Genomic DNA, 25,288 nt, shown 5'->3' with positions numbered 1-25,288 from the left:
GGAGACACATCATGGCCAATTTGAAGAATCGTCCGCGTTTCGCGCTATCGGAACGAACGGACAACCGTGTCGCGCTGCGTTGCGCGGAAGGCGCGCGCATCGATCTGTTCGTTCTCGCCGACGACATCATCCGCGTACTGGTGCTGCCGCATGGCGAACTGCGCGGCCCGCGCACATGGGCGATCGCGCCCGGTCAGGAAGACGTGCCGCTCGAAGGACGCGACCGCTACGATACGAGCGGCTTCACGCCCGCGCCGTTCACGTTGTCGGAGGAAGCGGGCCGTGTCGTCATCGAAACGTCGCAAATCCGCGTGACGGTCGCGCTCGATGGCGGCTTTTGCGCGTGGCAAATCCGGCGCGACGGACGCTGGCACGACGCGATGAACGATCGCAAAACGCAAGCGTACAACTTCGGCTGGTGGGACGAACGCGTGTACCACTATGTCGAGCGCAAGCCGGACGAAATTTACGTCGGACTCGGCGAGCGCGCGGGCTCGCTCGATCGCGCGAATCAGAGATACGAAATGCGCAATGTCGATGCGATGGGCTACAGCGCCCGCACGACCGATCCGCTCTACAAGCACATTCCGTTTTACGTGACGTGGCAGCCGCAGACGTCGACGGGCTTCGGCCTCTTCTACGACACGCTCGCCGATTGCCGCTTCGACATGGGCCGCGAACTCGACAACTATCACGGGCACTATCGGCACTTCGTCGCCGAGCATGGCGATCTCGACTATTACTTCATCGCCTCGCCCGATACGCCGCTCAACGCCGTGCGCCGCTTCACGTGGCTGACTGGACGGCCCGCGTGGATGCCGAAGTGGGGCCTCGGCTACTCCGGCTCGACGATGAGCTACACCGACGCTCCCGACGCGCAACGGCGCATGGCTGAATTCATCGAACGGTGCCGCGAGCACGACATTTTGTGCGACTCGTTCCATCTGTCGTCGGGCTATACGTCGATCGGCGGCAAGCGCTACGTGTTCAACTGGAATCGCGACAAGTTTCCCGATATCGATGGCTTCGTTGCGAGCTACCTGCGCGAAGGCGTGCGCCTGTGCCCGAACATCAAGCCGTGTCTGTTGCAGGATCATCCGCTGTTCGAATCGGTCGCCGATGCGGGCCTGCTGATCGAAGCGCGCGACGGCGAGCCCGCGTGGGTGCAGTTCTGGGACGAAGTGGGCGCGTATCTCGACTTCACGAATCCGCGAACCATCGACTGGTGGAAGGCGCGCGTGAAGGATAGCCTCTTGCGCCACGGCATCGCCGCGACATGGAACGACAACAACGAATTCGAGATCTGGAGCCCCGACGCCATCGCACGCGGCTTCGGCAAGGCGTTCCCCGCGCGCGAGGCCAAGGTCTTGCAGACGCAACTGATGATGCGTGCATCGCGCGACGCGCAGCGCGAACATGCGCCCGGCGTGCGGCCGTTTCTCGTGTCGCGTTCGGGCGGTGTCGGCATGCATCGCTATGTGCAGACGTGGTCGGGCGACAACTACACGTCGTGGGAAACGCTGCGCTTCAATCTGAAGATGGGCCTCGGTCTCGCGATGTCGGGGGTGTCGAACAGCGGCCATGACATAGGCGGCTTTGCGGGTCCGGCTCCCACGCCCGAATTGCTGTTGCGCTGGGTCGCATTCGGCATCTTCCTGCCGCGCTTTTCGATTCATTCATGGAATGACGACGGCACCGTCAACGAACCGTGGATGTATCCCGAGACCACGGACGTCATCGCCGGGCTCATCAAGTTGCGTTACCGGCTCATTCCGTACCTGTACGAACTGCTTTGGCAATCGCATCGGGACTATGAACCCGTGTTGCGGCCGATGTTCGCGGAGTTTCCGAACGATCCGCGCTGCCTCGCCGATGGCGACGACATGATGCTCGGTGCGTCGCTGCTCGTCGCCCCAGTCGTCGAGGCGGGCCGCACCGAGCGAGAAGTCTATCTTCCGGCGGGCGCGCGCTGGGCGTCGTACTGGGGCGGCGAAGTCTTCGACGGCGGCCAGCACGTGACCTTGCCCGCGCCGCACCATCGCCCCGTCATGCTGATCCGCGAGGGTCATGTGATCGCGCTGAACATCGCGGAACAGCACTTCGCGCGCCCGGCCGATGAGCGCGCGTTCATCGCATTGCCGTGTGCGGGCGTAGGTATCGCGCGGGGCGAATGCATCGAGGACGACGGCGAGAGCGAAGCCTGGCGCGACGGCGTGCAAGGGCGCTGGGGCGTCGTCATCGAAAGTGACGCGCAGCATTTGCGCATTGCAATCGAATGGCACGGCGAGATGCCGCGCGCGCAGAACGAAGTCCGCGTGAGCGTGCCCGCGACGGACACGCGAAGCGTGACCTGCGCGACGGGCGAGCTGACCAGCGAGCGCATCGCCGATGGCTGGCGCCATTTCACAGTACGTCTCGTGCACTGACCCAAAGGAAACAACCAGCAATGAAGTCTTTGAATCGCGCCCGGACGCGCGCATGCGTCCTCACGTCTTTTACTCTTGCAACCGGAGCGTTGTGCGGCATGGCGTCGGCGCAAAGCAGCGTTACGCTGTATGGCGTCGTCGACAACGCGTTCGCATATGTCAGCGATCAGCGCGGGCATTCGAACATCTACATGAGCCAGGGCAATCTGCAGGCGAGCAAGTTCGGCCTCGTCAGTAATGAAGACCTCGGCGACGGCACGAAAGCCATCTTCCGTCTCGAAAGCGGCTTCAATTCGTTGACGGGCGCGCAATCCAGCGCAGGCACGATCTTCAACCGGCAAGCCTATATGGGCTTGAGCAACGACCGCTACGGCACGCTGACGCTCGGCCGCCAGTACACGCCCTACTTCAGCATGGTCGGCGCGCTCGGGCCGACGGGCGTGCTCACCGGCGCGACTGGCGCGCATCCCGGCGATGTCGATGCACTCGACACCACGCTGCGTTTCAACAACGCGGTCACGTATGCGTCGCCGGTCATCGCGGGTCTGGCGCTCAGCGCGCAGTACGGGCTCGGCGGCGTGCCGGGCAGCATCGCGAGCGGGAGCAATTTCAGCGCCGCGTTGCGCTACGACTACACGCCGGTGTCGATCGCGGCGGGCTACGTAAAGCTGAAGGACATCGCGACGAGCCCCGCGCTCGGTTCATACGCGATCAACTCGCCGGTGAACAACGGCTATGCGAGCGCGCAGAGCGCCCAACTGATCGCGGCGGCCGCCCGCTACGCGTACCACGATCTGATGGTCGGCCTCAACTACTCCAACGTGCAATACGCGCCGGGCTCGCATTCGCTTTTCGCGGATGAAGCGGTCTTCAACAGTTACGGCGTAGTCGCCACGTATCGGTTCACGCCGGCGGTAAATGTCGCGGCGGGATACAGCTACACGCGCGCGAGCAAGGCGAACGGCATCGCCGATCCCGCGCAGTACCATCAGGTTTCGTTCGAGGAAACGTATAGCGTGTCGGCACGGACCACGTTCTACGCACTGCAGGCTTATCAGCACGCGCGTGGCAAGTCGCTGGTCGCAGCGGGTGGCGGTTTGACTATCGCGAATGCAGTGGCGGTCGTCGGTGATTCGCAGAATGCGTCGCCTTCGTCGGGACCTTCGCAGTTTGTTGCGATGGTGGGCCTGAGGCACGCGTTCTGACTTCAGGTTTTCTCGCCGGATCTCGTTAGCGGGATCCGGCGAAAGCCAGACGTTACGACAACATCCACGTACGCGCGAAAGCCTCGAAACGCGTTACCTCTTCGGCTTGCCACTGCACAGGTTTCCCAAGCTCTTCCGCCACGATTCTCGCGACTTCCGGCGCGGCCTCGCGCGCAGCAGCGGCATCGAGAAACAGCGCGCGATTGCGCCGCGCCAGCACATCCTCGACACAACGCGCGAGTTCCGCGCGCACCGCAAAACGCGTCTGCGCCTCAGTCAAACCGCTCGCCTTCACCAGCACGTTCTGCGCGCCGGGCAAACGCCCGACCCGCGCCGCATCGGAGCCGTAATAGCCGTGCTGCTCCGCCGTCGCGCCATGCAACGGCAACGACGCCGTCCGGCACGGCGCATCCGGCACCAGGCGCTTCGCCACAGCGAGATCGATGACCTGCTGCGCCATCAGCCGATAAGTCGTCCACTTGCCGCCCGTCACGGTGATCATGCCCGTCGCGTTCATTTCGATCGTATGTTCACGCGAGAGCGCCGCCGTCGATGCCTGCCCATCGGCCTTCACGAGCGGACGAAGCCCCGCCCAGACGCTCAGGACGTCATCGCGCGTCGGCTTGACGGACAGATAATCCGACGCCGTCGCGAGAATGAAGTCGATATCCTCGTCGCTTGCGCGCGGGTCGAGCGGCAAGTCCTGACGCGGAGTATCGGTCGTGCCGACGATCGTGTGGCCGTGCCACGGCACCATGAACAGCACGCGGCCGTCTTTCGTCTTCGGCACGAGAATCGCGTCGTTGCTTTGCAGGAAGCGGCCCGGCAACGTCAGATGCACGCCCTGGCTCGGCGCCACGATCGGGCGCACGCCGGGTTCGGCCATCGCACGGATCGAATCGACCCAGACGCCCGTCGCGTTGACGAGGCAGCGCGCGCCGACGCTGAAGCTGTCGCCCGTTTCGACATCCGTCACCGACAGCCGATGATGCCCCGCCGCGCGATCAAAACCGATGCCATGCACGGCCGCATTGTTGAGCGCGACGCCGCCGAGATCGAACAGCGTACGCATCAGCGCGATAGCGAGACGCGCGTCGTCGAACTGACCGTCGAGGTAGAGCGTGCCGCCGCGCAACGCGTGGCCGTCGAGGCTGTCGGCGAGCATCGGCGATTTCGCGCGCGTTTGCGCGAGATTGAGGCTGCGGCTCGCGCCGAGATTCAGCGAGCCCGCGAGCCAGTCGTACATTTTGAGTCCCGCGCCGTAGACGAACTTGTCTCCGAAGCGATACGCCGGCACGACGAAGCCAAGCGCATGCACCAGATGCGGCGCGTTGCGCGCGAGCAGGCCGCGTTCGCGCAGCGCCTCGCGAACCAGCGGGATGTTGCCCTGCGCGAGATAACGCACACCGCCATGAACGAGCTTGGTGGCCTTGCTCGAGGTGCCTTTGGCGAAGTCGCGCGCCTCGAGCAGCAAGGTTCGATAGCCGCGCGACGCCGCATCGACGGCCGTGCCGAGACCGCTCGCGCCGCCGCCGATCACGACGACATCGAAGAGCGGCGTCTGGTCCACTTCGCGCAGCAGCGATGCGCGGTCGGGAGGAGTATTGGCGTGCATGTCAGACCGTGACGCAAGTGGATTGAGCAGAGGGTATTTCCCAGCCGCGGGCGCGCTCGATTGCGCGATGCCATCGTTCGATATGCGCGTCGCGTGCGTGCGCGGACATCGTGGGTTCGAAGCGCCGCGCGGCCGGCCATGCGCGCGTGATTTCGTCGAGACCGGACCACAAGCCCGAGCCGAGCCCCGCGAGGCAGGCGGCGCCGAGCGCGGTCGTCTCGGTGACGTGCGGGCGCACGACGGGCCTCGCGAGCAGATCGGCCTGGATCTGCATCAGCAGGTCGTTTCGCGACGCGCCGCCGTCCGCGCGAAGCTCGCTCACGGCGATGTCCGCGTCCGCCTCCATCGCGGTGAGGACATCGACGGTCTGCAGCGCGATGGCTTCGAGCGCCGCCCGCGCGATATGTGCGCGCGACGTGCCGCGCGTCATGCCGAGCAGCGTGCCACGCGCATACGGGTCCCAATACGGCGCGCCGAGTCCGGCGAACGCCGGCGCGAGCACGACGCCCTCGCTCGATTCGCACTGCGCCGCCAGCGCGCCGATATCCTGCGCGCTTTCGATGATGCCGAGGCCATCGCGCAGCCATTGAACGATCGCGCCGCCCATGAAGACCGCACCTTCCAGCGCATACGTGAGACGCCCGTCGAGTTGCCAGCCGATCGTCGTGAGCAGCCGATGCCTCGACGCGACGGGCTGCGCACCCGTGTTCATCAACATGAAAAGGCCGGTGCCGTACGTGTTCTTGACGAGACCCGGCTCGACGCATCCCTGCCCGAAGGTCGCGGCCTGCTGATCGCCCGCGACGCCCGTGATCGGAATGGCCGCGCCGAACAACGCGGCATCCGTATGCGCGATGAAGCCGCTCGACGGCATCACCTCGGGCAACACGGCGCGCGGGATATCGAAGAGCGCGAGCAGTTCGTCGTCCCATTGGCAGGCGCGGATATCGAAGAGCGCGGTGCGCGCGGCGTTCGATACATCCGTGACGTGGACGCGGCCACCGGTCAGATTCCAGACGAGCCAGCTATCGACGGTGCCGAAAGCCAGTTCGCCGCGTTGCGCACGCGCGCGCAGCCCCGGCGCGCTGTCGAGCAACCACGCGAGCTTGGTCGCGGAAAAATACGGATCGATGCGCAGGCCCGTCTTGCGCTCGATCAGCGTCTGCGCGCCGCTTTCGATCAGGCGCGCGCAATGCGCGGCGGTGCGCCGGTCCTGCCACACGATGGCGGGCCCGATGGGCGCGCCCGTCCGCCGGTCCCACAAAAGCGTCGTCTCGCGCTGGTTCGCGATGCCGATCGCAGCGATCTCCGAGCCTTGCGCACCGGCCGTCCGCATGGCCTCCCGTGCGACATCGAGCTGCGATTGCCAGATATCGTCAGGATCGTGCTCGACCCAGCCGGGCTGCGGATAATGCTGCGCGAATTCGCGCTGCGCGCTCGCGACGACACTGCCCGAGCGGGCGAAGACTAGCGCGCGAGAACTGGTCGTTCCCTGATCGAGCGCGAGAATGAAACGTTGCTGGCTCATGCCGCCGACTCCCTGCTGCCGGTTGTGATTATGTTCGCAAACGAATACTCATATTCGTTTTCAATCATCCTAACACCGAGTACGGGGCGCGGTATATTTCGTCGTACACTCGCGCATCCGGTAATTTTCATTTTTTTGCGATTCTGCTCACTTCGATGACATCCGATCCAGCACTCAACGGCAGGCAGCGGGCGCTGCTCGACCGTGTCGCACGAGACGGCTTCGCCACCATCGAAGACCTGGCCGCGCAATTCCAGGTCACGCCGCAGACCATCCGCCGCGACGTGAACTGGCTGTCCGACCAGAGCCTGCTGCGCCGCTATCACGGCGGCGCGAGCGCGCTGACGAGTTCGGAGAACACCGCCTACACGGCGCGCCAGCACATGTATCTCGAAGAGAAGCGGCGCATCGCGAGGCTCGTCGCGTCCGAGATCCCGAATCAGGCGACGCTCTTCATCAACCTCGGCACGACGACCGAGGAAGTCGCCCGCGCGCTGCGTCAGCACACGGGCTTGCGCGTCATCACGAACAACCTGAACGTGGCGAACATTCTCGCGGACGAATCCGACGCCGAGCTGCTGGTCGCGGGCGGAAAGGTGCGCGCGCGCGACAAGGGCGTCGTCGGCGAGCAGGCGGTCGACTTCATCCGGATGTTCAAGGTGGACTTCGGGATCATCGGCATTTCGAGCATCGAGGAGGACGGCACGCTGCGCGACTTCGATATCGCCGAGGTGCGCGTGGCGCAGGCGATCGTCGAGCAGTCGCGCACGGTGTTTCTCGTCGCCGATCATTCGAAGTTTGGCCGCGCCGCGCTCGTGAAGCTCGGGCATCTCAGTCAGATCGATGCGCTTTTCACGGATGCTTCGCCGCCTGAGTGGATGGCAGAGAGTCTTGCTGCGGCGGATGTGGTGGTGCGTGTGGCGGATTAGGGGCGCGGGATCGGCGTACCGTCCTTGTGGACGAAACGGCCGTCGGCATTGGCGCTTTTCATATCGACATCCGAGCAGGTCGTAAGGTCTTCATACAGGCGGCTGCCTACTTCGAGATACACCGCCACCTTCCCCGACCGGTTGATCATGTGATGACCGTTGCCCGTTCCCTTCGGAAACGCCGCGCTATCGCCCGCGCGCAGGATCGTCTCGCCTTCGTCCTCTATCAGCACGAGTTCGCCTTCGAGCACATGAACGAACTCGTCCTCGTGCGAATGCCAGTGCCGCTGACTCGACCAGCCGCCCGGCGGCAGGCGCATCAGATTCACGCCGAAGTCGCTGAGACCGCCCGCATCGCCGATACGCTGGCGAATGCGATCGGCGCAGGGCGCATCGAATGGCGGCGGATAACCCGAGCCGGTTACCTCCGGCACAGCGGCGAGGTCGATCTTGGGCATGGCAAACCTATGTATTCGCGATCAGCAGTTCTTCGGCATTGTGCGGCGGACGCAGGCCATCGCTTCGATCCGCGAAATAGCGCTGCGTCAGATCCGCCGCGCAAACGGGACGCGCGTCGCTAAAGCCCGCATCGCGCGCGAGTGCCTGGATCTCGCCCGGCGTGAAGAAGCTGATGAACGGCGTGCCGCTCGCCCGCGCGCCCTTCTCCGCCATCTCCAGACCCGGACGCACATCGGGGTCCGCGAGTTCGAACGGCAGCAGAAAGGTCATCGCAAAGATCGATCCCGACGCGAAGCCCGCCACTTCCCGTAACGTGGCCGCGTTCGCTTCCTTCGTGAGATACATGCTCACGCCCGTCGACACGACGATTGCAGGCCTGCTTTCATCGAAGCCGTTGTTCACGAGCTTCTCGCGCCACGATTCTCCCGCTTCGAAATCGACGGGCACGAAACGCAGCCAGTCCGGCACGCCATAGCCGAGCTCGATCAGACGCCGACGCTTCCATGCCTGCGGCCCCGGCGGATCGACTTCGAAAATCTTCAGCCGTGAAGCGATCTCCGGCCTGCGTTGCGCGAAGCTGTCGAGACCCGTGCCGAGGATCACGTATTGCGTCACGCCCCGGCCCGCTTCTTCGACGACGAGATCTTCGATGAAGCGCGCACGCGCGACGATCGACGCACGGAAAGGCCGCGTGAACTCCGGATTCATGTCGCCACGTTCGCGCCAGTTCGCATCGGGCGCGAGCAATTCGAGGCCGATCGTGTCCGCGAGCACGTGCGGCCGCGCATCGGCTTCGACATGCAGTGCGCGCCACATCGCGACGCGCGCAGCCGTGCTGTCCGGCACGGGATTGGTGTTGTCGTTCATGACTCGAATCGAAGGCAATGGAAGCAAAGAATGTCTCACACTTCGCCCGGCGTCGTCTTGAACACTACAATCGGTACTTCCGCTGCATGCAGACAAGAAGGACGCGAACATGGCGCAGGCGCCGCACATCGACGGAAAAGAAGATACCCGCACGCAAAACGAACGCCGCTGGCTCACGGTCGGTGGGCCGATCCTCTTTCTGCTGCTCTGGTCCGCGGGATTCCCGATTGCGAAGACCGGTCTGCACTACGCGTCGCCGCTGACGTTTCTATCGATACGCTTCGCGTTGAGCGTCGGCGTGCTGCTCGCCGTCTGCGCAATCAAACGCCCGCAATGGCCGCGCAACGCGCGCGCGTGGCTGCATCTCGGCGTCGTCGGCTTTCTCGTGCAGGTGATGTACTTCGGGCTCAGCTATCTGTCGATGACGGCGGGCATCGCGACTTCGGTGCTTGCGTTGATCGTGTCCTTGCAGCCGATTCTCGTCGGCGTGCTCGCGCCGAAGTTCGTCGGCGAGCGGATCGGCGTTCGACGCTGGATCGGCCTGACGCTCGGGCTCGTGGGCGCGGCGGGCGTGATCGTCGCGCGCGGGCCAATGCACGCGGAATCGCTCGGGCCGGTGCTGCTCGCGATCGGCGCGCTCATCGGCATCACGAGCGCGATGCTGTACGAAAAGCGCCTCGGCACGGCGCAAGACCCGATTACGTCGAACCTCGTGCAATACAGCGTCGGCTTCGTGTTTTGCGCGCCGATGGCGCTCGCGTTCGAGCACACGCAAGTGCAATGGACACCCACCTTCATCGCGACGCTAGCCTATCTCGTGATCGGCAATTCGCTGATCGCGATCACGCTGCTGCTCGCGATGACGCGCGCGGGCAAGGTATCGCAAGTGGCGTCGCTGTTCTTCTTCATCCCGCCCGCGGCCGCCGTGCTGTCCTGGTTCTTTCTCGGCGAAGTATTGCCCGCAGCCGCATGGTGGGCGATGGGCGTCGCGGTGCTCGGCGTCGCGATCGCGACGTGGAGCCCGCGCAAGTGACATCTCAATGCGAATGCTTCGGCACGTCCGCGCCACGGCAGCCGACGAGAAAGTCGAAGTCGCAGCCTTCGTCGGCCTGCAATACGTGATCGACATACAGCTTGCGATAGCCGGTGCGATCCTCGGGAATCTCGCGCTTCGCCGCCGACCACGCATCGAGGCGCGTGCGGATTTCATCATCGTCAATATCGATGCGCAGCATGCCTTTGTCGCAGTCCAGTTCGATCCAGTCGCCGTCGCGCACGATCGCCAGCGGCCCGCCCGCGCGCGCCTCGGGCGCGACGTGCAGCACCACGGTGCCATAGGCCGTGCCGCTCATGCGCGCGTCCGACACGCGCACCATGTCCGTCACGCCTTGCGCCAGGACCTTCGGCGGCAGGCCCATGTTGCCGACCTCCGCCATGCCCGGATAGCCTTTCGGCCCGCAGTTCTTCATCACTAGCACGGAGTCCGCGGTGACATCGAGATCGGGATCGGCGATGCGGCGCTTGTAGTCGTCGAAGTCCTCGAACACGACCGCGCGGCCCCGATGTTTCAGTAACGTGGGCGTCGCCGCCGACGGTTTCAGCACCGCGCCGTTCGGCGCGAGATTGCCGCGCAGCACGCACAATCCGCCATCGGCGACGAGCGGTTTCTCGATCGGACGGATCACTTCGTCGTTGTACAGCGGCGCTTCCTTCACGTTCTCCCAGAGCGTGCGGCCGTTCGCCGTGAGCGCATCCGGATGCGGAATCAGGTTCGCCTCGCCCAGCCGCCGCAGCACCGCCGGCAAACCGCCCGCGTAGTAGAACTCTTCCATCAGGAAGCGCCCCGAAGGCTGCAAATCGACGAGCGTCGGCGTACCGCGCCCGATGCGCGTCCAGTCGTCGAGTTCGAGCTTCACGCCGATACGCCCAGCGATCGCCTTCAAATGAATCGCCGCGTTGGTCGAACCGCCGATCGCCGCGTTGGTGCGGATCGCGTTTTCGAACGCCTCGCGCGTGAGCAGTTTCGAGAGCCGCAAGTCTTCCAGAGCCATTTCGACGATACGCATGCCCGACAGATGCGCGAGCACATAGCGGCGCGAATCCACAGCCGGAATCGCCGCGTTGTGCGGCAGCGTGACGCCGAGCGATTCCGCCATGCACGCCATCGTCGATGCGGTGCCCATCGTGTTGCAGGTGCCCGTCGAGCGCGACATGCCCGCTTCCGCCGACATGAACTCGTGTATCGAAATCTTGCCCGCCTTCACCTGCTCGCTGAGTTGCCACACGACCGTGCCCGAGCCGATATCGCGCCCTTCGTGCTTGCCGTTGAGCATCGGGCCGCCGGAGACGACGATCGCGGGCACGTCGCAACTTGCCGCGCCCATCAGCAGCGCGGGCGTCGTCTTGTCACAGCCGACAAGCAGCACGACCGCATCGACGGGATTGCCGCGTATCGCTTCCTCGACGTCCATGCTCGCGAGATTGCGCGTGAACATCGCGGTGGGCCGCAGATTCGACTCGCCGTTCGAGAACACCGGAAACTCGACCGGGAATCCACCCGCTTCATACACGCCGCGCTTCACGTGCTCCGCGAGCTTGCGAAAGTGCGAATTGCACGGCGTTAGTTCGGACCACGTATTACAAATGCCGATGATCGGCTTGCCCGCGAACTCGTGATCCGGAATGCCCTGATTCTTCATCCAGCTCCGGTACATGAAACCGTTCTTGTCGGCGGTGCCGAACCACGCTGCAGACCGAAGCCTGGATTTTGGGGCGCTCATGGCTTGCTCGTTTGGGAGGAAAACCTATAAATAGCATGACTATATGGAGGGCGCGTACCGGGAAAACGCTAATCGAAACGTCAAAACACTGTGCATATAGTTTGTCTATTGAAGTCAGCGCGCGGGCTTCGCATATCCCAATTACTCGTTCAAAACGCCGCGCTTTCGAATCGCCTCTCGCACACCTCGCATCGTCATTTGCAACGGCGGGTGCTTTCATGCATGAAAGCCGCGCGTGCATGACGTGCCGTGAAACCCAGTATCTGAACGTGATCGACGATGAGTCGACCCATCGACCAACGAAGAAGAGACCGGAGGAAGACATGGCAGAGAATGAAGAGAACAGGGATGACGACGCACAGCACGGCAGCCTCATCAATGCGGGCCGGCGCGGCATCATGCAGGGCGCGGGACTCGGCGCGGCGCTGTCGCTGCTGGGCGGTGTGACCGGCGGCGGCTTGATTTCGACTGCGCAGGCCGCCGAAGCGGCGTTTCCGCAGCACAAGAAATGGAAGATCGTGTTCGTCAATCACGTGACGACGAATCCGTTCTTCGTGCCGACGCAATACGGCATTCAGGACGCGTGCGCCATGTTCGGCATGGACTATCAATGGACCGGCTCGGCTACGTCCGACGCGGGCGAGATGGTGCGCGCGGTGAACTCCGCGATCGCCGCGAAAGCCGATGCGATCGCCGTGCCGATCGTCGATCCGAACGCCTTCGACAAGCCCATCCAGGCTGCGCTCGACGCCGGCATTCCGGTGTTCGCTTACAACGCCGACGCGCCGCGCGGCAAGAGCAATCCGCGGCTCGCGTATATCGGGCAGGATCTGTATCTGTCGGGCTATCAGATGGGCGAACGCATCGCGAGCCTGATCGACAGCGGCATGGTCGCGCTCTTCATCGCGACGCCGGGACAGTTGAACATCCAGCCGCGTCTCGATGGCGCGAGCGATGCGATCAAGAAGTCCGGCAAGAAGATCGACATTCAGACCGTCGCGACCGGCGCAACCGTCAACGAAGAGCTTTCGAAGATCAAGTCGTTCTATCTCGGCCACCAGGACCTGAAAGGCATGTTCGCCGTCGATGCGGGCAGCACGCAGGGCGTCGCTCAAGTGATGAAGGAATCGAACCTGCCATCGAAGGGCGTGCATGGCGGCGGCTTCGATCTGCTGCCGCAGACGATTCAGCTCATCCACGAAGGCTTCCTCGATTTCACCATCGACCAGCAGCCGTACGTGCAGGGCTTCTACACGGTAATGGAAGCGTTCGTGTTCCTCGCGTCGGGCGGGCTCGTCGGGCCGGCGAATATCAACACGGGTCTCAAGTTCGTGACGAAGGACACGGTCGAGCCTTATCTCAACACCTCGACGCGTTATGAAGGCAAGGCCACCAAGCCGCAAATCGTGCCGATGAAAGGCGCGATCAAGTCCTGATGAACACGGTGAACGAACCTACTAAAGCAACCACGCCCGCACGGATCGACAGTCCGCGCGGCGCGTGGGCGTCTCACTGGGCGCCCGAGTTGCGCATCCTGCTGGTCGCCGCGCTGCTTGCGGCGTACTTCCAGTTCGTCAATCACGACTTCCTGCTCAGCAACGCGAGCCTCGTCAATCTCTCGCAGTACGTGGCGCCCGTCGCGATCATCGCGTTCGGCGAGATCATGCTGATGATCGGCGGCGACATCGATCTGTCGGCGGGCATGGTGTTCGCGTTCGCGCCGTTCATGATGGTGTTCGCCAACGAGGCGGGCGCGCCGATGTGGCTCGCGGTGATCGCGGGCCTTGTCGCGGCCGCGATCATCGGCTTCATCAACGGCGCGGTGACGGTCTACCTGCGTCTGCCTTCGTTCGTGACGACGCTCGGCACGCTCTTTCTGATCAACGGCATCACGCTCACGGTTTCACGCGGCACGCCCGCCGCGACGCCCGGCTCGCCCGAGTTCGCCGCCGTGATGGGCGCGTGGGGCTATAGCGAGATCATCTGGACCGTGGCGATCGCGTTCGTCATGCATGTGCTGCTGCGGCATACGCGCTGGGGTCTGCACACGCAGGCGGCCGGTGCGAATGCGCTCGGCGCGAGCGAGGCGGGCATCCACGTGAACCGGCTGCGGCTCGGTAACTTCGTGATCGCCGCCGTGCTCGCGGGATTCACCGGCGTCGTCGAAAGCTTTCGCATCACGTCGATCGATCCGCAAGCGGGCGGCAATCAGATCATGTTCCTCGCGGTCGCCGCGGCGGTGATCGGCGGCACGCCGTTGACGGGCGGTTCGGGCACGATCGTCGGCGGCCTGCTCGGCGCGGCGGTGCTCGGCATTCTGAGCGACGGCTTCACGCTCATCGGCATCAACGCGTTCACGTTCAACATCATTCTCGGGGCTGCGATTCTCGCCGCGATGATCTTCAACATCCACGTCGGGCGCATTCGCCGCAGGGGAGCACGGTGATGGCAGAACCGCAAACGGCTCCCGTCGATGCCGCCGGTCTCGCGCTCAGCGGCGACAACCTCGTCAAGCGCTTCGGCGCCGTGACCGCGCTCGACGGCGTCTCGCTCCAGCTCGGCAAGGGCGAGATTCTCGGCATTCTCGGCGACAACGGCGCGGGCAAATCGACGCTCGTCAAGATACTCACGGGCTTTCATCAGCAGACGAGCGGCACGCTGCGCGTACACGGCGAGGAGACGCTGCTCAAGTCCGTCGATCATGCGCGCGCGCTCGGCATCGAATGCGTGTATCAGGATCTCGCGCTCGCGAACTCGCTGTCGATCTATCACAACATGTTCCTCAATCGGGAGATCGTGCGGCGCGGGCCTGCCCGCATCTTGCGTCTCGTCGACCACAAGCAGATGCGCGAACGCGCCGCGCAATGTCTCGAAGATATCGGCGTGCACGTGCCTTCCGTCGATCTGCCCGTCGAACGTCTGTCGGGCGGACAGCGTCAGGCCATCGCGGTCGCGCGCGCGGTGCATTCGAACGCGAAGATCCTGCTACTCGACGAACCGCTCGCCGCGATGGGCGCGCGCGAGGCTGCGCTCATCATCGATCTCGTGATGCGCCTGAAGGAGAAAGGCGGGCTCTCGATCATCATGATCATGCACAACTACGCGCAGACGCTCGATATCGCGGATCGCATCATGTTGATGCAGCGCGGCCGCGTAACGTATGAACAGCGCAGCGCGAATACGTCGGTCGCGGAGTTGATGGATATCGTGAGACGGGAATATCGGGCGATGCGCGCGACGACCGCAAGTTAGCCGCCGCGCGAGCCGCATCATGGATTACCGCAATCCCAGGCAGCGCAAGAGCATGCACGGACGCATCGTGCAGGAGCTCGGCATGCAGATCGTCAGCGGCCGCATCAAGCCGGGCGAGCGTCTGCCCGCCGAGCCCACGCTCTGCGAAAGCTATGGCGTGAGCCGCCCGGTGCTGCGCGAAGCGACACGCGTGCTGGTTGCAAAGGGGCTCGTCGTGTCGAAGCCGCGCGTGGGCAGCGTCGTGCGCGCGCGCGACGAATGGCACATGCTCGACCCCGATGTGCTCGTGTGGACCATCGGTTATCTTCCCGAAGGCGAATTCTTTCGCTCGCTCATGACGGTGCGCCAGATCTTCGAGCCTGCTGCCGCCGCGCTCGCGGCGATCTCTGCGACGGACGACGATATCGCGCGCATCGGCGCCGCGTATGAGCGCATGGAGAACGCGAAAACAGCCGCCGATCTGCTCGATCCGGACCTCGAGTTTCATCGCGCGATCATGATGGCGACGCACAACGACATGCTCGCGTATATCGGCAACATGCTGTCGCTCGCGCTCGGCGAATCGATCAGGCTCACGAGTCGTCATCCGAACACGCACGCGCTGTCCCTCCCGCGCCACAAGGCGATCTTCACCGCGATCGCGAACCGCGATGCGCTCGCCGCGCGTCAGGCGAGCGTCGTGCAGCTCGACAATGCGCGCGCCGACGCCAACTCGATCCTCGGCGGCGCGGCGCTCGAACCGGACCGGCCGCTCTCCGGGTAAGAGTTCCCGAATTCGCGCGTTCGAAACGTTTGCCTGAGCAGAACGCGCCTCAAGTCCCGCCCATCCCCGCCGTAAACCCTATCAAGACCGGCTTCATCGCGGTCCTGTCTTTACCCCTTCCTTCCCTTTGGGGTCTTTCGACGAGCATTCCACACGTCCTTGCGTCCGGCGCGGGATGAAGGTCCGTCACCGGTCCGTCCGCGCTCGCCCGGACGACTCGCGGAACGTGCGCCTACTTCGTGGACACGGATATTTGACCATTTAGTAGTGCGCATCGACATGACGAGCAACATTCAAATTCGATTCAGGACCATGGCGCTTGCAGCCGCGGCGAGCGTGTTGCTTGCCGCATGTGGCGGCGGTGGCGGCGGTGGCGGCGACACCGCGTCGTCCGCGAACGCCACGCGCAGCGGCAGCGCGTCCGCATCCGCCGTGAGCGTTCCGGCGACGGATACTCCGGCTTCGGACACGGGAACGACGAAGATCACGACGAGCCCTCCTGCCGCGAACAGTACCGCGACCGTGCCGGCGAGCGGCGCGTCCTCGCCCGCCGCCAGCGCGCCCGATCCGGCCTCCAACACCGGCAGCAGCCCGACGCCGCCTCAGTCTGTCCGGCCCTTCTATGGCGTGAACGGCCACAACAACGAAGGCGGCGCCTACGACATCTCCAGCACGGCGCTGCAGCTTTCGCAATTGCAGGATCTGGGCGCGAAGCTTTATCGCAACGAGGTCTACAGCCAGGGCACCGCGAACAAACTCGCGGGCATCGCGCAGACGATGGCGGCCGGCGGCGTCACCGTCTATCCGGTGATGCTCATGAACATCGACATATTCAACAACGAGACCGAAGGGTATAACGCCGGCTTCGCGCTCGGACAGCAGACAGCGACCTCGCGCCACTATCCGTATTACGAGGTCACGAACGAGATGGAAGCGGAACTGCTCATCGGTAACGTGGATGGCGTGTATCCGCAGCAGTTCGATATCGCGAAGTTCAGGAAGCTGCGCGGCGTGATCCGCGGCATGATCGCGGGCATCAGGTCGGTGGATGCGTCGGGCAAGATCATCATGGGCGGCGGAACATGGCTGCACTATGGCTTCCATCAGATGCTCGCAGCCGGGATGGAACCCGATGGCAGCATCGGGCATCCGGTCGTCGACTGGGACATCACCGCGTGGCACTGGTATTCGGAACAGGGCGATATCACCAACGCATGCGGCGGCACCGGCTGTCATAACGTGCTCGCGGCGCTCAAGGCGCTCGGCAAGCCGATCTGGATCAACGAGTTCGGCGTGCGCCCGAACTACGGCACCGATCAGCAGATCGCGGCGTATCTCGTCGGCAACACGATGATGGCGCAGTTCGTCGCGCTCGCATCGACATACGATATCGAATCGATCCAGAGCTACGAGTTATACGACGATCCGGTGGGCGGAGAAGGCCCGTTCGGCTTGCTGAAGAACGACGGCTTCACGCAAAAGCCCGCCTACACCGCGTACAAGAACTTCGTCGCGGCACATCCTATGTGATGTCCGGACCTTCGATCACGACGCGGCCATTTTCGATGCGAATCGGAATGCGCCGGAGGCTCGCGCCGAGACAAGGTCCATCGACGCACACGCCGTCTTCGAAGCGGAACATCGCGCTGTGATGCGCGCACATCAGCAAGCTGCCTTCGTAAGTCCAGAACGCATCCGGCTCGTAGTTGAGCGGAATCGAGAAATGCGGGCATACGTTGCGATACGCCCACGCTTCGCCGCCGCGTCGCAGGACGAGAATCGACGGCGCGGCTTCGACGCCGCCGCCATCGGGCACGTCGTGAAGCGCGCAGATATCGTTCGATGTCGGATGGCTCACGCGCGCTCCTTCGCGATCAGCACGAAATCGCGCGCTGCGTCGTAACCGCCCTCCTTGCTCACATACTCGATCACGAGCGAAGGCTTCACGCCGAACACCGCATCCGAATTCACGTAGGGATCGTCGGATGAATACAGAGCGGTCGTCAGCGACTCGTAGCCAGCCGCGTCGATGCGAAAATGAATGTGTGCGGGACGCATCGGATGACGGCCCGTCGCAACGAGCATCTGGCCGACGGGACCATCGGTCGGAATCGGATAGCTCGTCGGCTTAATCGAATGAAACGCGTACGCGCCGTCCGCGCGGGTGCGAAAACGCCCGCGCAGATTGCCTTCGGGCTGGTCCGGGTCCTGTCCTTCGTACATGCCGTTCGGCGCAGTCTGCCAGACTTCGATCAGCGCATCGGGGACTGGCCGGCCCTCGACATCGCGCACGACGCCATGAAACAACACCGGCTCGCCGTCGCTTTGCGCGATGTTCGCGCCGAACGCCGACTCCTTCACGCCATCGCGATAGAACGGCCCGAGCAGACTGCTTTCGGTCGCGGCTTCATCGTGATGCTGGTTGATGTCGTCGAGAACGATCGAAAGCCCCAGCGTATCCGAAAGCAGAATGAACTCCTGCCGGATGCCATCGCATTTCTTGCCGGTGGCGGTGAGGAACTCGATGCCGCGTCGCCATTCGTCGTGCGTGAGATTCACTTCGCGCGCGAACGCGTGCAGGTGGCGCACGAGCGCGGTGACGATTTCCTTCGTGCGCGCATCGGCGCACTGGCCGAAGGATGCGGTGACGTTTTGCGTGAGTGATTCGTTCATGGTCGTCGTCCTTCGTATGCCGCTTCGATCAATGCGCGCAGCGGCGCGCGTTCGACCGCGCGCGGATTCCAGTACGGGCTTTTCATCGCGACATCGACGGCGATATCGATATCGCTTTCCTTCATGCCGATGTCCTTCAGCGCGGTCGGCGCGCCATTCGCCTGCGCGAGTTCGAATGCGCCGCGAGCGGCATCGTCCGAGCCCAGCGCGCGGGCGATGCGCATCATCGCTTCCGGCACGGCATCGCGGTTATAGGCGAGCGCGTGCGGCAGCACGATAGTATGCGTTTCCGCGTGCGGCAGATTGAACGTGCCGCCGAGCGTATGACACAGCTTGTGATGCAGCGACATGCCGACGCTGCCCAGCACCGCGCCGCACAGCCACGCGCCGTAGAGGCAATCGCCGCGCGCATCGAGATCGTCCGGCTTCGCAGCCACCTTGCCGATGCCCAGCGCCAGCGCGCGAATGCCCTCCTCCGCCATCAGGCTCACCACCGGGTTCGCGTCCTGCGCATACAGCCCTTCGGCCGCGTGCGCGATCGCGTTGATGCCGCTCGTCACCGAAAGCGACGCCGGCAACGATACCGTTAGCTGCGGATCGTAGATCACCGTTTTCGGCAGCACGCGCATGTCGCGGCCGGTCTTCTTCAATCCCGCTTCGGTGAGGCCGTAGATCGGCGTCATCTCCGAGCCGGCATAGGTGGTCGGCACGGCGAGTATCGGCAGCGAGGATGTCAACGCGATCGCCTTGCCGAGGCCCGTCGTGGAGCCGCCGCCGATGGCGATCGCGCAATCCGCGCCGATGCGCTGCGCATACTCGCGAGCCTCACGTGCCGTTTCGACCGGCACATGCATCACCGCTTTCGCAAACACACCCGCCGCGCGATGCCCGATGCGTTCGGCGAGCGCTTCGGCCTGATCGCGCTGTGGCGGCGTCGAGAGAATGAGCGCGCGTTGCGCGCCGAGAAGCTCGATCTCGCGTTCGAGATGCTCGATGCTTCCCGCACCGAACACCACGCGCGACGGCATGCCCTGATAGATGAACGATTGCATGATTCCCGATGCGCTCAGCGCGGATAGTAAGGCGGAATATTGGCGTCGACATTCACCCACACCGACTTGGCCTGAGTATATTCGCGCATCACTTCGAAGCCCATCTCGCGCCCATAACCGCTCGCGCCGACGCCACCGAACGGCGACCCCGGACTCACGCGTTTGTAGCAGTTGATCCACACCATGCCGCTCTTCAACTGCCGCGCGACGAGATGCGCGCGTTGCAGATCGCGCGTCCAGAGGCCCGCGCCGAGGCCGTATTCCGTGCCGTTGGCGATCGCGAGCGCTTCCTCATCGCTCTTGAATGTGCTGACGGTGACGAACGGACCGAACACTTCTTCCTGCGCGACACGGTCCGTCGGCTTAGCCTGCACGATGGTGGGCTCGACATAGCAGCCGTTCGCGAGCGCCGCGGCATCCGGCGCCTTGCCGCCCGCGAGCACGCGGCCGCCCTGCTCGCGCGCGACATCGACATAGGACAGCACGCGGTCGCGATGCATCTGCGACGTGAGCGGGCCCATCTCCGTCGACGGATCGAGCGGATCGCCGATACGGATCGAGCGCGCGAGCGACGTGAAGCGCTCCAGCAGTTCATCGGCGATGGATTCATGCACGATCAAACGCGATGCCGCGATGCACGCCTGCCCCTGATTGTGAAAGATGCCGAATGCGGAGCCTTGCACGACTGCATCGAGATTCGCATCGCTGTACACGACGTTCGCGCCCTTGCCGCCGAGTTCGAGCTGCACCTTCTTCAGATTGCCGCTCGATGCCTGCACGATCTTGCGGCCGATTGCCGTCGATCCGGTGAACGCGACCTTGCCGATCTCCGGATGCTCCGCGATGTATTGCCCCGCGACGTGCCCAAGCCCCGGCAGCACGTTGACCACGCCCGCCGGAAAACCGACTTCGGCCATCAGCTCCGCGATGGCAAGACTCGACAAGGGCGTGAGTTCGGCCGGCTTCATCACGACGCAATTGCCCGCTGCGAGCGCGGGCGCCATCTTCCAGCTCGTGAACATCAGCGGAAAATTCCACGGCACCACTTGCCCGACGATACCGACCGGCTCGCGCATCAGATAGTTGAGAAAGCCCGCTTCGACGGGAATCACCGAGCCTTCGAACTTGTCCGCCATGCCGCCGAAGTAGCGGAACGTCGCGGCCGTGCGCGGCACGTCGAGGTTGCGTGTGTCGCGGATCGGATGGCCCGTGTCCATCGATTCGAGACGCGCGAGGGCATCGGCGTTGGCTTCGATGGCATCGGCGAGTTTCAGCAGCAGACGTCCGCGATCGGCGGCGGCCATGCTGCTCCAGGCCGGGAACGCTTTTTTTGCGGCCTGCACCGCGCGATCGACGTCTTCGCGGCCGGCCATCGAGACCTGCGCGATCTCGCTGTTGTCGTGCGGATTCAGGGTCGCGAGCGTTTCGCCGGACCGGGCGGGCACGAAGCGGCCATCGATGAAGAGTTGCGTTTGCATGAGTTGCTCGTGTCGAGAAGGTGTTTAAAGCGCGACCGGATACGGCGGCAGTTCGCCGCTTTCGTAGCGCTTGGGCAGATCGGGCGTCGCGTTCTCCCAGACGAGCAGCATCGAGCGCTTCTGCGAATAACCCTTGTGGCGGATGTCGGCGGGCATCGCGGCGATATCGCCGGCGTTCATCGTGATGCGCGCGCGCGGCTCGCCGGTGTCCTTGTCGGCGACGTCCCAGATGATCTGATCCGACAGTTGCAGGAACCACTCGACGCGGTCGTTGCCGTGAAAGACCGGCAGCACGAATTCCTCGGTCGTCGGGCAAAAGAGGCTTTGCTTGCAGACGGATGTGACCGAAGGATTCCACGTCACGTCCGAACGCGACAGATACTTGAAGAGACTGAACGCGTGCAACTGCCCTTCGAATCCGGGCTCGGCGTGAATCTCCGGCTCCTCCTGCGATACATCCGCGAACTGTCGATTCACCGGGAAGTCGTCGCGCAGCGGGGAATCGCCTTCGATGCCGGGCATGCGCTTCGTCGCGATGCGCGTGCGGTCGATCGCCGCGATGTTGTCGCCGTGCTTCGCACCGAACGCCGAGCCGGTTTCCTCGGGCGCGGCAAACGGATCGAAGCCTTCGTTGACCCAGTCCTTCAGGATTGCCTTGAAGGTCGCCATGATGATCGGCGTTTCGAACTGCTGCGTGTAATCGACGCCCGCCTCGCGGAAGCTCGCGTTATACGCACCGGCATACATGTCCACCTTGCCGTAGTGATTGCGCGTGCCGATCACTTCGTCGAAGTTGACCCAGCCGTAGAAGAAGCCCCACGCGACATCGCGCATCATCGCGCGCAGGAAGTCGTCGGCGTGCATCTGATGCGAGCGCGTCTGTCCTTGCGCCGGCCATTTCAAGGTGACGAAGTAGGCGTCGCGGCTGAATTCGAAGTCGCCGAGCCGGAACGTGCGATATCCGGTGGTCGCATCGGGATCGGTCGCTACGACGCTTTGCAAAAACGTGGCTTGATTCATGATGTCTTGCTCCGAAGGTTGAGAGTGGGTGGCGTTCATTGAATGCAGATATCGGCCCATTTCTCGACGGATTCCGCGCCGAGAATGGTCTGCACGAGCAGCACGCCGGTCTTTCTCGCCTCGAAGCGATACGCCGCGCCCGCGGGCAACAGCGCCTGATGACCGCGCCGCAGACGCACGAATCCCATCTTCTGGCCTGAGGGTTCGCCTTCGAGCTTCACCGTGCCTTCGATGCTCTCGCCAACGAGCGCGCCATCGGACGGCTTGATGAAATGCACGTCGATTTCGCCGTCGAGCGCGACCGCGAATTCATCGTGCGATGCTGTGAACCACGGCGACACGCCTTCGGCCCGCAGCGTTTCGATCACGTATTTGAGGTTCTTGCCGACGACCACTTTTTCATACGGCGCCGCATGGCTCGCGACTTCGAACACGTTCGACATCACGTAATGCGTGGCCTTGCCCTTGATGATTTCGATGGAGCCTTTGCGATAGTTTTCGAGGCTGCCGAGTTGCGTTTGTTGCATGTCTGTCTCCATGTCTGCGTTCACGTTCGCGGTGTCGCGCTGGAATCAAGATTAGGGCTGCGAGCGTCGCGAGGCAACGAATCGAGGTTCGCGTTTGCCGAACGTCGCGTGCTCGATCGCAACCCTAGGGAAACTACTTACTTCTGCGCTGGTTTGTCCGCCAGCCACGGATAGCGCTGCGTGTCCGCGCCTTCGTAGTCGGGGTCGAGATAGATGAAGCAGCGCTGGATTTTGAAGTCGCGTATTTCGAAGACATCGATCCAGCGGCCCGCGTGCGTGACGCCCGCGCGCCACTCGGCACCGCTCTTCGTCGTGCCGTAGCTCGTGCCTTCGACGACCACCGTGTCGCCCTGCTGGATCACGTTCAGATACGCGAGATCGTGCTTGAATTTCTCGACGATCGAGCCGAGATCCGTGAAGAGTTTCTCGAAGGCCGCGCGGCCCGTCGCGATGCCCCACTTCGGGAAATAGACTTCGGCGTTGTCGTCGAACAGATCGAAGAATGGTGCGCCGCGATCCAGCCTGCGCAGGTATTCGAGCGCGATGGTCTTGCGCTGTTCGTCGGTCATGGTGAGGGTGTTCATGCTTTCGTCTCCTGTGGTTGAGTTCAATGCAGCGTGCGCAGATACGCGATGATCTTTTGCCGCCTCGCTTCATCGCCTTCGAAATAGGTCATCGCGTTGCCGGGCGCGACGGATTGCGTATCGGTGAGCCACGCATCGAGCAGCTTGTCGTCCCAGACCTTGCCCGGCGCGGCCGCCTTCATGCCCGCCGAATACTTGAAGCCCGAATCCGATGCGAGCGGCCGGCCGACGATCCCGAAGAGATTCGGCCCCTGCCCGTTCGGCTCGCCCTTGCCGAACGTGTGGCACACGGCGCAGTTGTTCGTCGTGAGTTTCTTGCCGAGCGCGACGGGATCCTGTTGCGCCTGCGCCGCAGTGCTGACGAGCACGAGCATCGTCAATAGATTAGCGATCCGAATCATGATTGAACTCCGTTGGCCGATTGCGCGGCACGATAAGCAAACGCGATGATCGGTCCGAGCGTGCCACCGCCCGCCCAGTAAGCGCGCGCCGAAGCCGACGCGACGCAATTTCCGACGCCGTACAGGCCCTTGATCGGAGCACCGCGCGTATCGAGCACTTGTGCGTGCGAATTGGTTTTCGGACCGCCCTTGGTATCGAGATTGCCCGCGACGATCAGCGCCGCGTAATACGGCCCTTTCGCGCTGAGCGGATACATCGTCTCGTTCTTCTGATCCGGCTTCTTCGATACCGGTCCGTTGAACAGTTTTTCGACGATGCGCTCGCCGCGATGAAAGTCGCCATCGACGCCCGTCTTCGCGAAGCCGTTGAAGCGTTTGATCGTCGCGTCGAGGTTGCGCAGGAAGTCGTCGGAGAGATCGGCGTTGCCGAGCGCGCTCCGGTACTTCGCCATGCGTTCGCGAATCGCGCTCGCCAGTTCCGCGAGCGTGTTGCCACGCAGAACGTGCCGGTCGTTCGAGCCCTTCGGCACGATGAGACTGCCGTAGTCATCGCTCGCGCAATGGTCCTGCGCCTGCCGATCCCAGATCGAAATCAGCGCGAGGTTCGGATACTCGCCCTTCGCGCCGTCCCATTCGGAGAACGTCGCGCAGACTTCGTTGTAGGCGAGCTTCTCGTTGACGACGCGCTTGCCGTACTTGTTCACGTAGAGCATCGAATCGCCCGTCGGCGTGAAGATGCCGGACAGCGAGCCGTCTTTCGCGATCGCCTTGTCGAGCGAGATCGGCGCCATCCACGAATAGTTCATGTTGCGCAACTGCACGTCGAGCGCGCTGGAGATCCGCACGAAGTCGCCTTCGTTGGTCGGCGCGGCGCAGCCGCCGTACACCGCGCCGTGCAGGAAGTTCTTGCGCAACTCGGGATCGTGCGTGAAGCCGCCCGTCGCGAAGATCACCGCTTTTTTCGCGCGGACGCGGAACAGCGTGTCTTCTTCCGTCAGCGCTTCGACGCCGATCACCGCGCCCGACTCGTCGACGAGCACTTTCTGCACGCGGTACCCCGTCTTGATGTCGATGCCGTCGCGCCGTGCCGCCGCGCTCATCGTGCGAATCGCGACGCGCCCGCCATCGGACATGCTCGGCAGGCCGTCTTTCGGGAACAGCACGCGGCCACGCGGCGCCTTGTCTTCCGGCAGCTCGGCCCAGTAATCCGGCACGGCCGCTTCATGCCGATACGGCAGCGCGCCCTTGCTCGCCAGTAGTTCCGCCGCGGGCGATGCGCTGTCGTAGATGGCCTCGCACATCTCGTACTCCCAGTCGGAGAGGCCGAGCTTCGGCAGCGACGGATCGTATTGCTCGGGCCGCGACAGACGCGCGACGTAGCGCATGTAATCGGGCTTCGGATCGGCGATGCCCGCGCGGCGCATCGGCTCGTTGTTCGGCACCCAGTACCAGAACGCGGCCTTCGCGGCCGTCCCGCCGACGCTGCCCGCCTTCTCCAGAATCGCGACGCGGTTGCCGAGCCAGCGCGAAAAGAGCGCGGCAGGCAGGCCGCCGCCACCGCCGCCGCATACGACGACGTCGTACTCCGCGTCGAATTTGAGTTCGCTCGCGGCGCGCGCGGTCAGCGATACCGCGCCGAATGCCGCCGCTGCCGTGCCCGCGCCCGCGGCCTTGATGAAGTTGCGCCGCGATGCGGCTGAAGGTTTGTTCGTCTCACTCATGTCCGTCT

Annotated in this window: 23 protein-coding genes; 9 read left to right on the top strand and 14 right to left on the bottom strand. The window is 63.9% G+C overall.

Annotated features, from left to right (window positions below):
* Positions 1–11: 11 nt before the first annotated feature.
* Together NK8_RS37795 and NK8_RS37790 are read left to right on the top strand one after the other, a co-directional pair.
* On the top strand, positions 12–2,426 hold the full coding sequence (locus tag NK8_RS37795; protein ID WP_213234305.1) for a glycoside hydrolase family 31 protein: 2,415 nt from the start codon (positions 12–14) through the stop codon (positions 2,424–2,426).
* 20 nt (positions 2,427–2,446) lie between these two features.
* Positions 2,447–3,631, top strand: a complete 1,185-nt coding sequence (locus NK8_RS37790; protein ID WP_213234304.1) for a porin — start codon at positions 2,447–2,449, stop codon at positions 3,629–3,631.
* Between the two features lie 52 nt (positions 3,632–3,683).
* Here the strand turns inward: NK8_RS37790 and NK8_RS37785 are convergent, their stop codons facing one another.
* Together NK8_RS37785 and glpK are read right to left on the bottom strand one after the other, a co-directional pair.
* Positions 3,684–5,246 (bottom strand): glycerol-3-phosphate dehydrogenase/oxidase, encoded by a 1,563-nt coding sequence (locus NK8_RS37785; RefSeq protein WP_213234303.1) that lies wholly within the window; start codon positions 5,244–5,246, stop codon positions 3,684–3,686.
* Between the two features lies 1 nt (position 5,247).
* Positions 5,248–6,774 (bottom strand): glycerol kinase GlpK, encoded by a 1,527-nt coding sequence (gene glpK / locus NK8_RS37780; RefSeq protein WP_213234302.1) that lies wholly within the window; start codon positions 6,772–6,774, stop codon positions 5,248–5,250.
* 155 nt (positions 6,775–6,929) lie between these two features.
* Between glpK and NK8_RS37775 the strand changes: the two genes are divergently transcribed.
* The gene (locus tag NK8_RS37775; protein WP_213234301.1) at positions 6,930–7,703 is read left to right on the top strand and encodes a DeoR/GlpR family DNA-binding transcription regulator; all 774 of its coding nucleotides are present in this window, start codon (positions 6,930–6,932) and stop codon (positions 7,701–7,703) included.
* Here the strand turns inward: NK8_RS37775 and NK8_RS37770 are convergent.
* Both NK8_RS37770 and NK8_RS37765 read right to left on the bottom strand, forming a co-directional pair.
* Positions 7,700–8,161: a cupin domain-containing protein gene (locus NK8_RS37770; RefSeq protein WP_213234300.1), complete on the bottom strand. Its 462-nt coding sequence runs from the start codon at positions 8,159–8,161 to the stop codon at positions 7,700–7,702. The two genes, NK8_RS37775 and NK8_RS37770, sit on opposite strands and share 4 nt — an antisense overlap.
* A gap of 7 nt (positions 8,162–8,168) precedes the next feature.
* A complete protein-coding gene (locus NK8_RS37765; protein ID WP_213234299.1) occupies positions 8,169–9,029 on the bottom strand; it encodes a class I SAM-dependent methyltransferase in 861 nt (286 codons plus the stop codon).
* 109 nt (positions 9,030–9,138) lie between these two features.
* Between NK8_RS37765 and NK8_RS37760 the strand changes: the two genes are divergently transcribed.
* On the top strand, positions 9,139–10,062 hold the full coding sequence (locus NK8_RS37760) for a DMT family transporter (RefSeq protein ID WP_213234298.1): 924 nt from the start codon (positions 9,139–9,141) through the stop codon (positions 10,060–10,062).
* Between the two features lie 4 nt (positions 10,063–10,066).
* On the opposite strand, the gene NK8_RS37755 is transcribed toward NK8_RS37760, so the two are convergent.
* Entirely contained in the window at positions 10,067–11,809 is a 1,743-nt protein-coding gene (locus NK8_RS37755) for an IlvD/Edd family dehydratase (RefSeq protein ID WP_213234297.1), read from the bottom strand.
* A gap of 323 nt (positions 11,810–12,132) precedes the next feature.
* Between NK8_RS37755 and NK8_RS37750 the strand changes: the two genes are divergently transcribed.
* The 5 genes from NK8_RS37750 (at position 12,133) to NK8_RS37730 (ending at position 17,354) form a co-directional block, all read left to right on the top strand.
* The gene (locus NK8_RS37750; protein WP_213234296.1) at positions 12,133–13,245 is read left to right on the top strand and encodes a sugar ABC transporter substrate-binding protein; all 1,113 of its coding nucleotides are present in this window, start codon (positions 12,133–12,135) and stop codon (positions 13,243–13,245) included.
* Positions 13,245–14,255: an ABC transporter permease gene (locus NK8_RS37745; protein WP_162069433.1), complete on the top strand. Its 1,011-nt coding sequence runs from the start codon at positions 13,245–13,247 to the stop codon at positions 14,253–14,255. Before NK8_RS37750 ends, NK8_RS37745 begins: the two co-directional genes overlap by 1 nt.
* Positions 14,255–15,061, top strand: a complete 807-nt coding sequence (locus tag NK8_RS37740; protein WP_213234295.1) for an ATP-binding cassette domain-containing protein — start codon at positions 14,255–14,257, stop codon at positions 15,059–15,061. The genes NK8_RS37745 and NK8_RS37740 overlap by 1 nt, the downstream gene beginning before the upstream one ends.
* Before the next feature lie 19 nt (positions 15,062–15,080).
* Positions 15,081–15,824 carry a FadR/GntR family transcriptional regulator gene (locus NK8_RS37735; RefSeq protein ID WP_213234294.1) on the top strand — a complete coding sequence of 248 codons (744 nt, stop codon included), beginning with the start codon at positions 15,081–15,083 and terminating at the stop codon, positions 15,822–15,824.
* A gap of 312 nt (positions 15,825–16,136) precedes the next feature.
* Complete coding sequence (locus tag NK8_RS37730) at positions 16,137–17,354, top strand: hypothetical protein (RefSeq protein ID WP_367657848.1); 1,218 nt, start codon at positions 16,137–16,139, stop codon at positions 17,352–17,354.
* On the opposite strand, the gene NK8_RS37725 is transcribed toward NK8_RS37730, so the two are convergent.
* From NK8_RS37725 to NK8_RS37685, 9 genes are all read right to left on the bottom strand, one after another.
* Entirely contained in the window at positions 17,347–17,682 is a 336-nt protein-coding gene (locus NK8_RS37725) for a Rieske 2Fe-2S domain-containing protein (RefSeq protein ID WP_061176927.1), read from the bottom strand. The two genes, NK8_RS37730 and NK8_RS37725, sit on opposite strands and share 8 nt — an antisense overlap.
* A complete protein-coding gene (locus tag NK8_RS37720) occupies positions 17,679–18,497 on the bottom strand; it encodes an intradiol ring-cleavage dioxygenase (RefSeq protein WP_213234293.1) in 819 nt (272 codons plus the stop codon). Before NK8_RS37720 ends, NK8_RS37725 begins: the two co-directional genes overlap by 4 nt.
* Positions 18,494–19,549: a maleylacetate reductase gene (locus NK8_RS37715; RefSeq protein ID WP_213234292.1), complete on the bottom strand. Its 1,056-nt coding sequence runs from the start codon at positions 19,547–19,549 to the stop codon at positions 18,494–18,496. Before NK8_RS37715 ends, NK8_RS37720 begins: the two co-directional genes overlap by 4 nt.
* A gap of 14 nt (positions 19,550–19,563) precedes the next feature.
* Complete coding sequence (locus NK8_RS37710) at positions 19,564–21,027, bottom strand: aldehyde dehydrogenase family protein (protein WP_213234291.1); 1,464 nt, start codon at positions 21,025–21,027, stop codon at positions 19,564–19,566.
* Positions 21,028–21,051: 24 nt separating this feature from the next.
* Entirely contained in the window at positions 21,052–22,047 is a 996-nt protein-coding gene (locus NK8_RS37705) for a hydroxyquinol 1,2-dioxygenase (protein ID WP_162069427.1), read from the bottom strand.
* Positions 22,048–22,082: 35 nt separating this feature from the next.
* Positions 22,083–22,574, bottom strand: a complete 492-nt coding sequence (locus NK8_RS37700; RefSeq protein WP_213234290.1) for a hydroxyquinol 1,2-dioxygenase — start codon at positions 22,572–22,574, stop codon at positions 22,083–22,085.
* Positions 22,575–22,711: 137 nt separating this feature from the next.
* Positions 22,712–23,158, bottom strand: coding sequence for a nuclear transport factor 2 family protein (locus NK8_RS37695; protein WP_213234289.1), 447 nt, complete (start codon positions 23,156–23,158; stop codon positions 22,712–22,714).
* Between the two features lie 23 nt (positions 23,159–23,181).
* Positions 23,182–23,559, bottom strand: a complete 378-nt coding sequence (locus NK8_RS37690) for a cytochrome c family protein (protein WP_162069424.1) — start codon at positions 23,557–23,559, stop codon at positions 23,182–23,184.
* Positions 23,556–25,280 (bottom strand): FAD-dependent oxidoreductase, encoded by a 1,725-nt coding sequence (locus tag NK8_RS37685; protein WP_213234288.1) that lies wholly within the window; start codon positions 25,278–25,280, stop codon positions 23,556–23,558. Before NK8_RS37685 ends, NK8_RS37690 begins: the two co-directional genes overlap by 4 nt.
* Positions 25,281–25,288: the final 8 nt, after the last annotated feature.

It is taken from the genome of Caballeronia sp. NK8, assembly GCF_018408855.1.
GTDB lineage: Bacteria > Pseudomonadota > Gammaproteobacteria > Burkholderiales > Burkholderiaceae > Caballeronia.
This window is presented reverse-complemented; position numbering and strand designations above follow the sequence as displayed.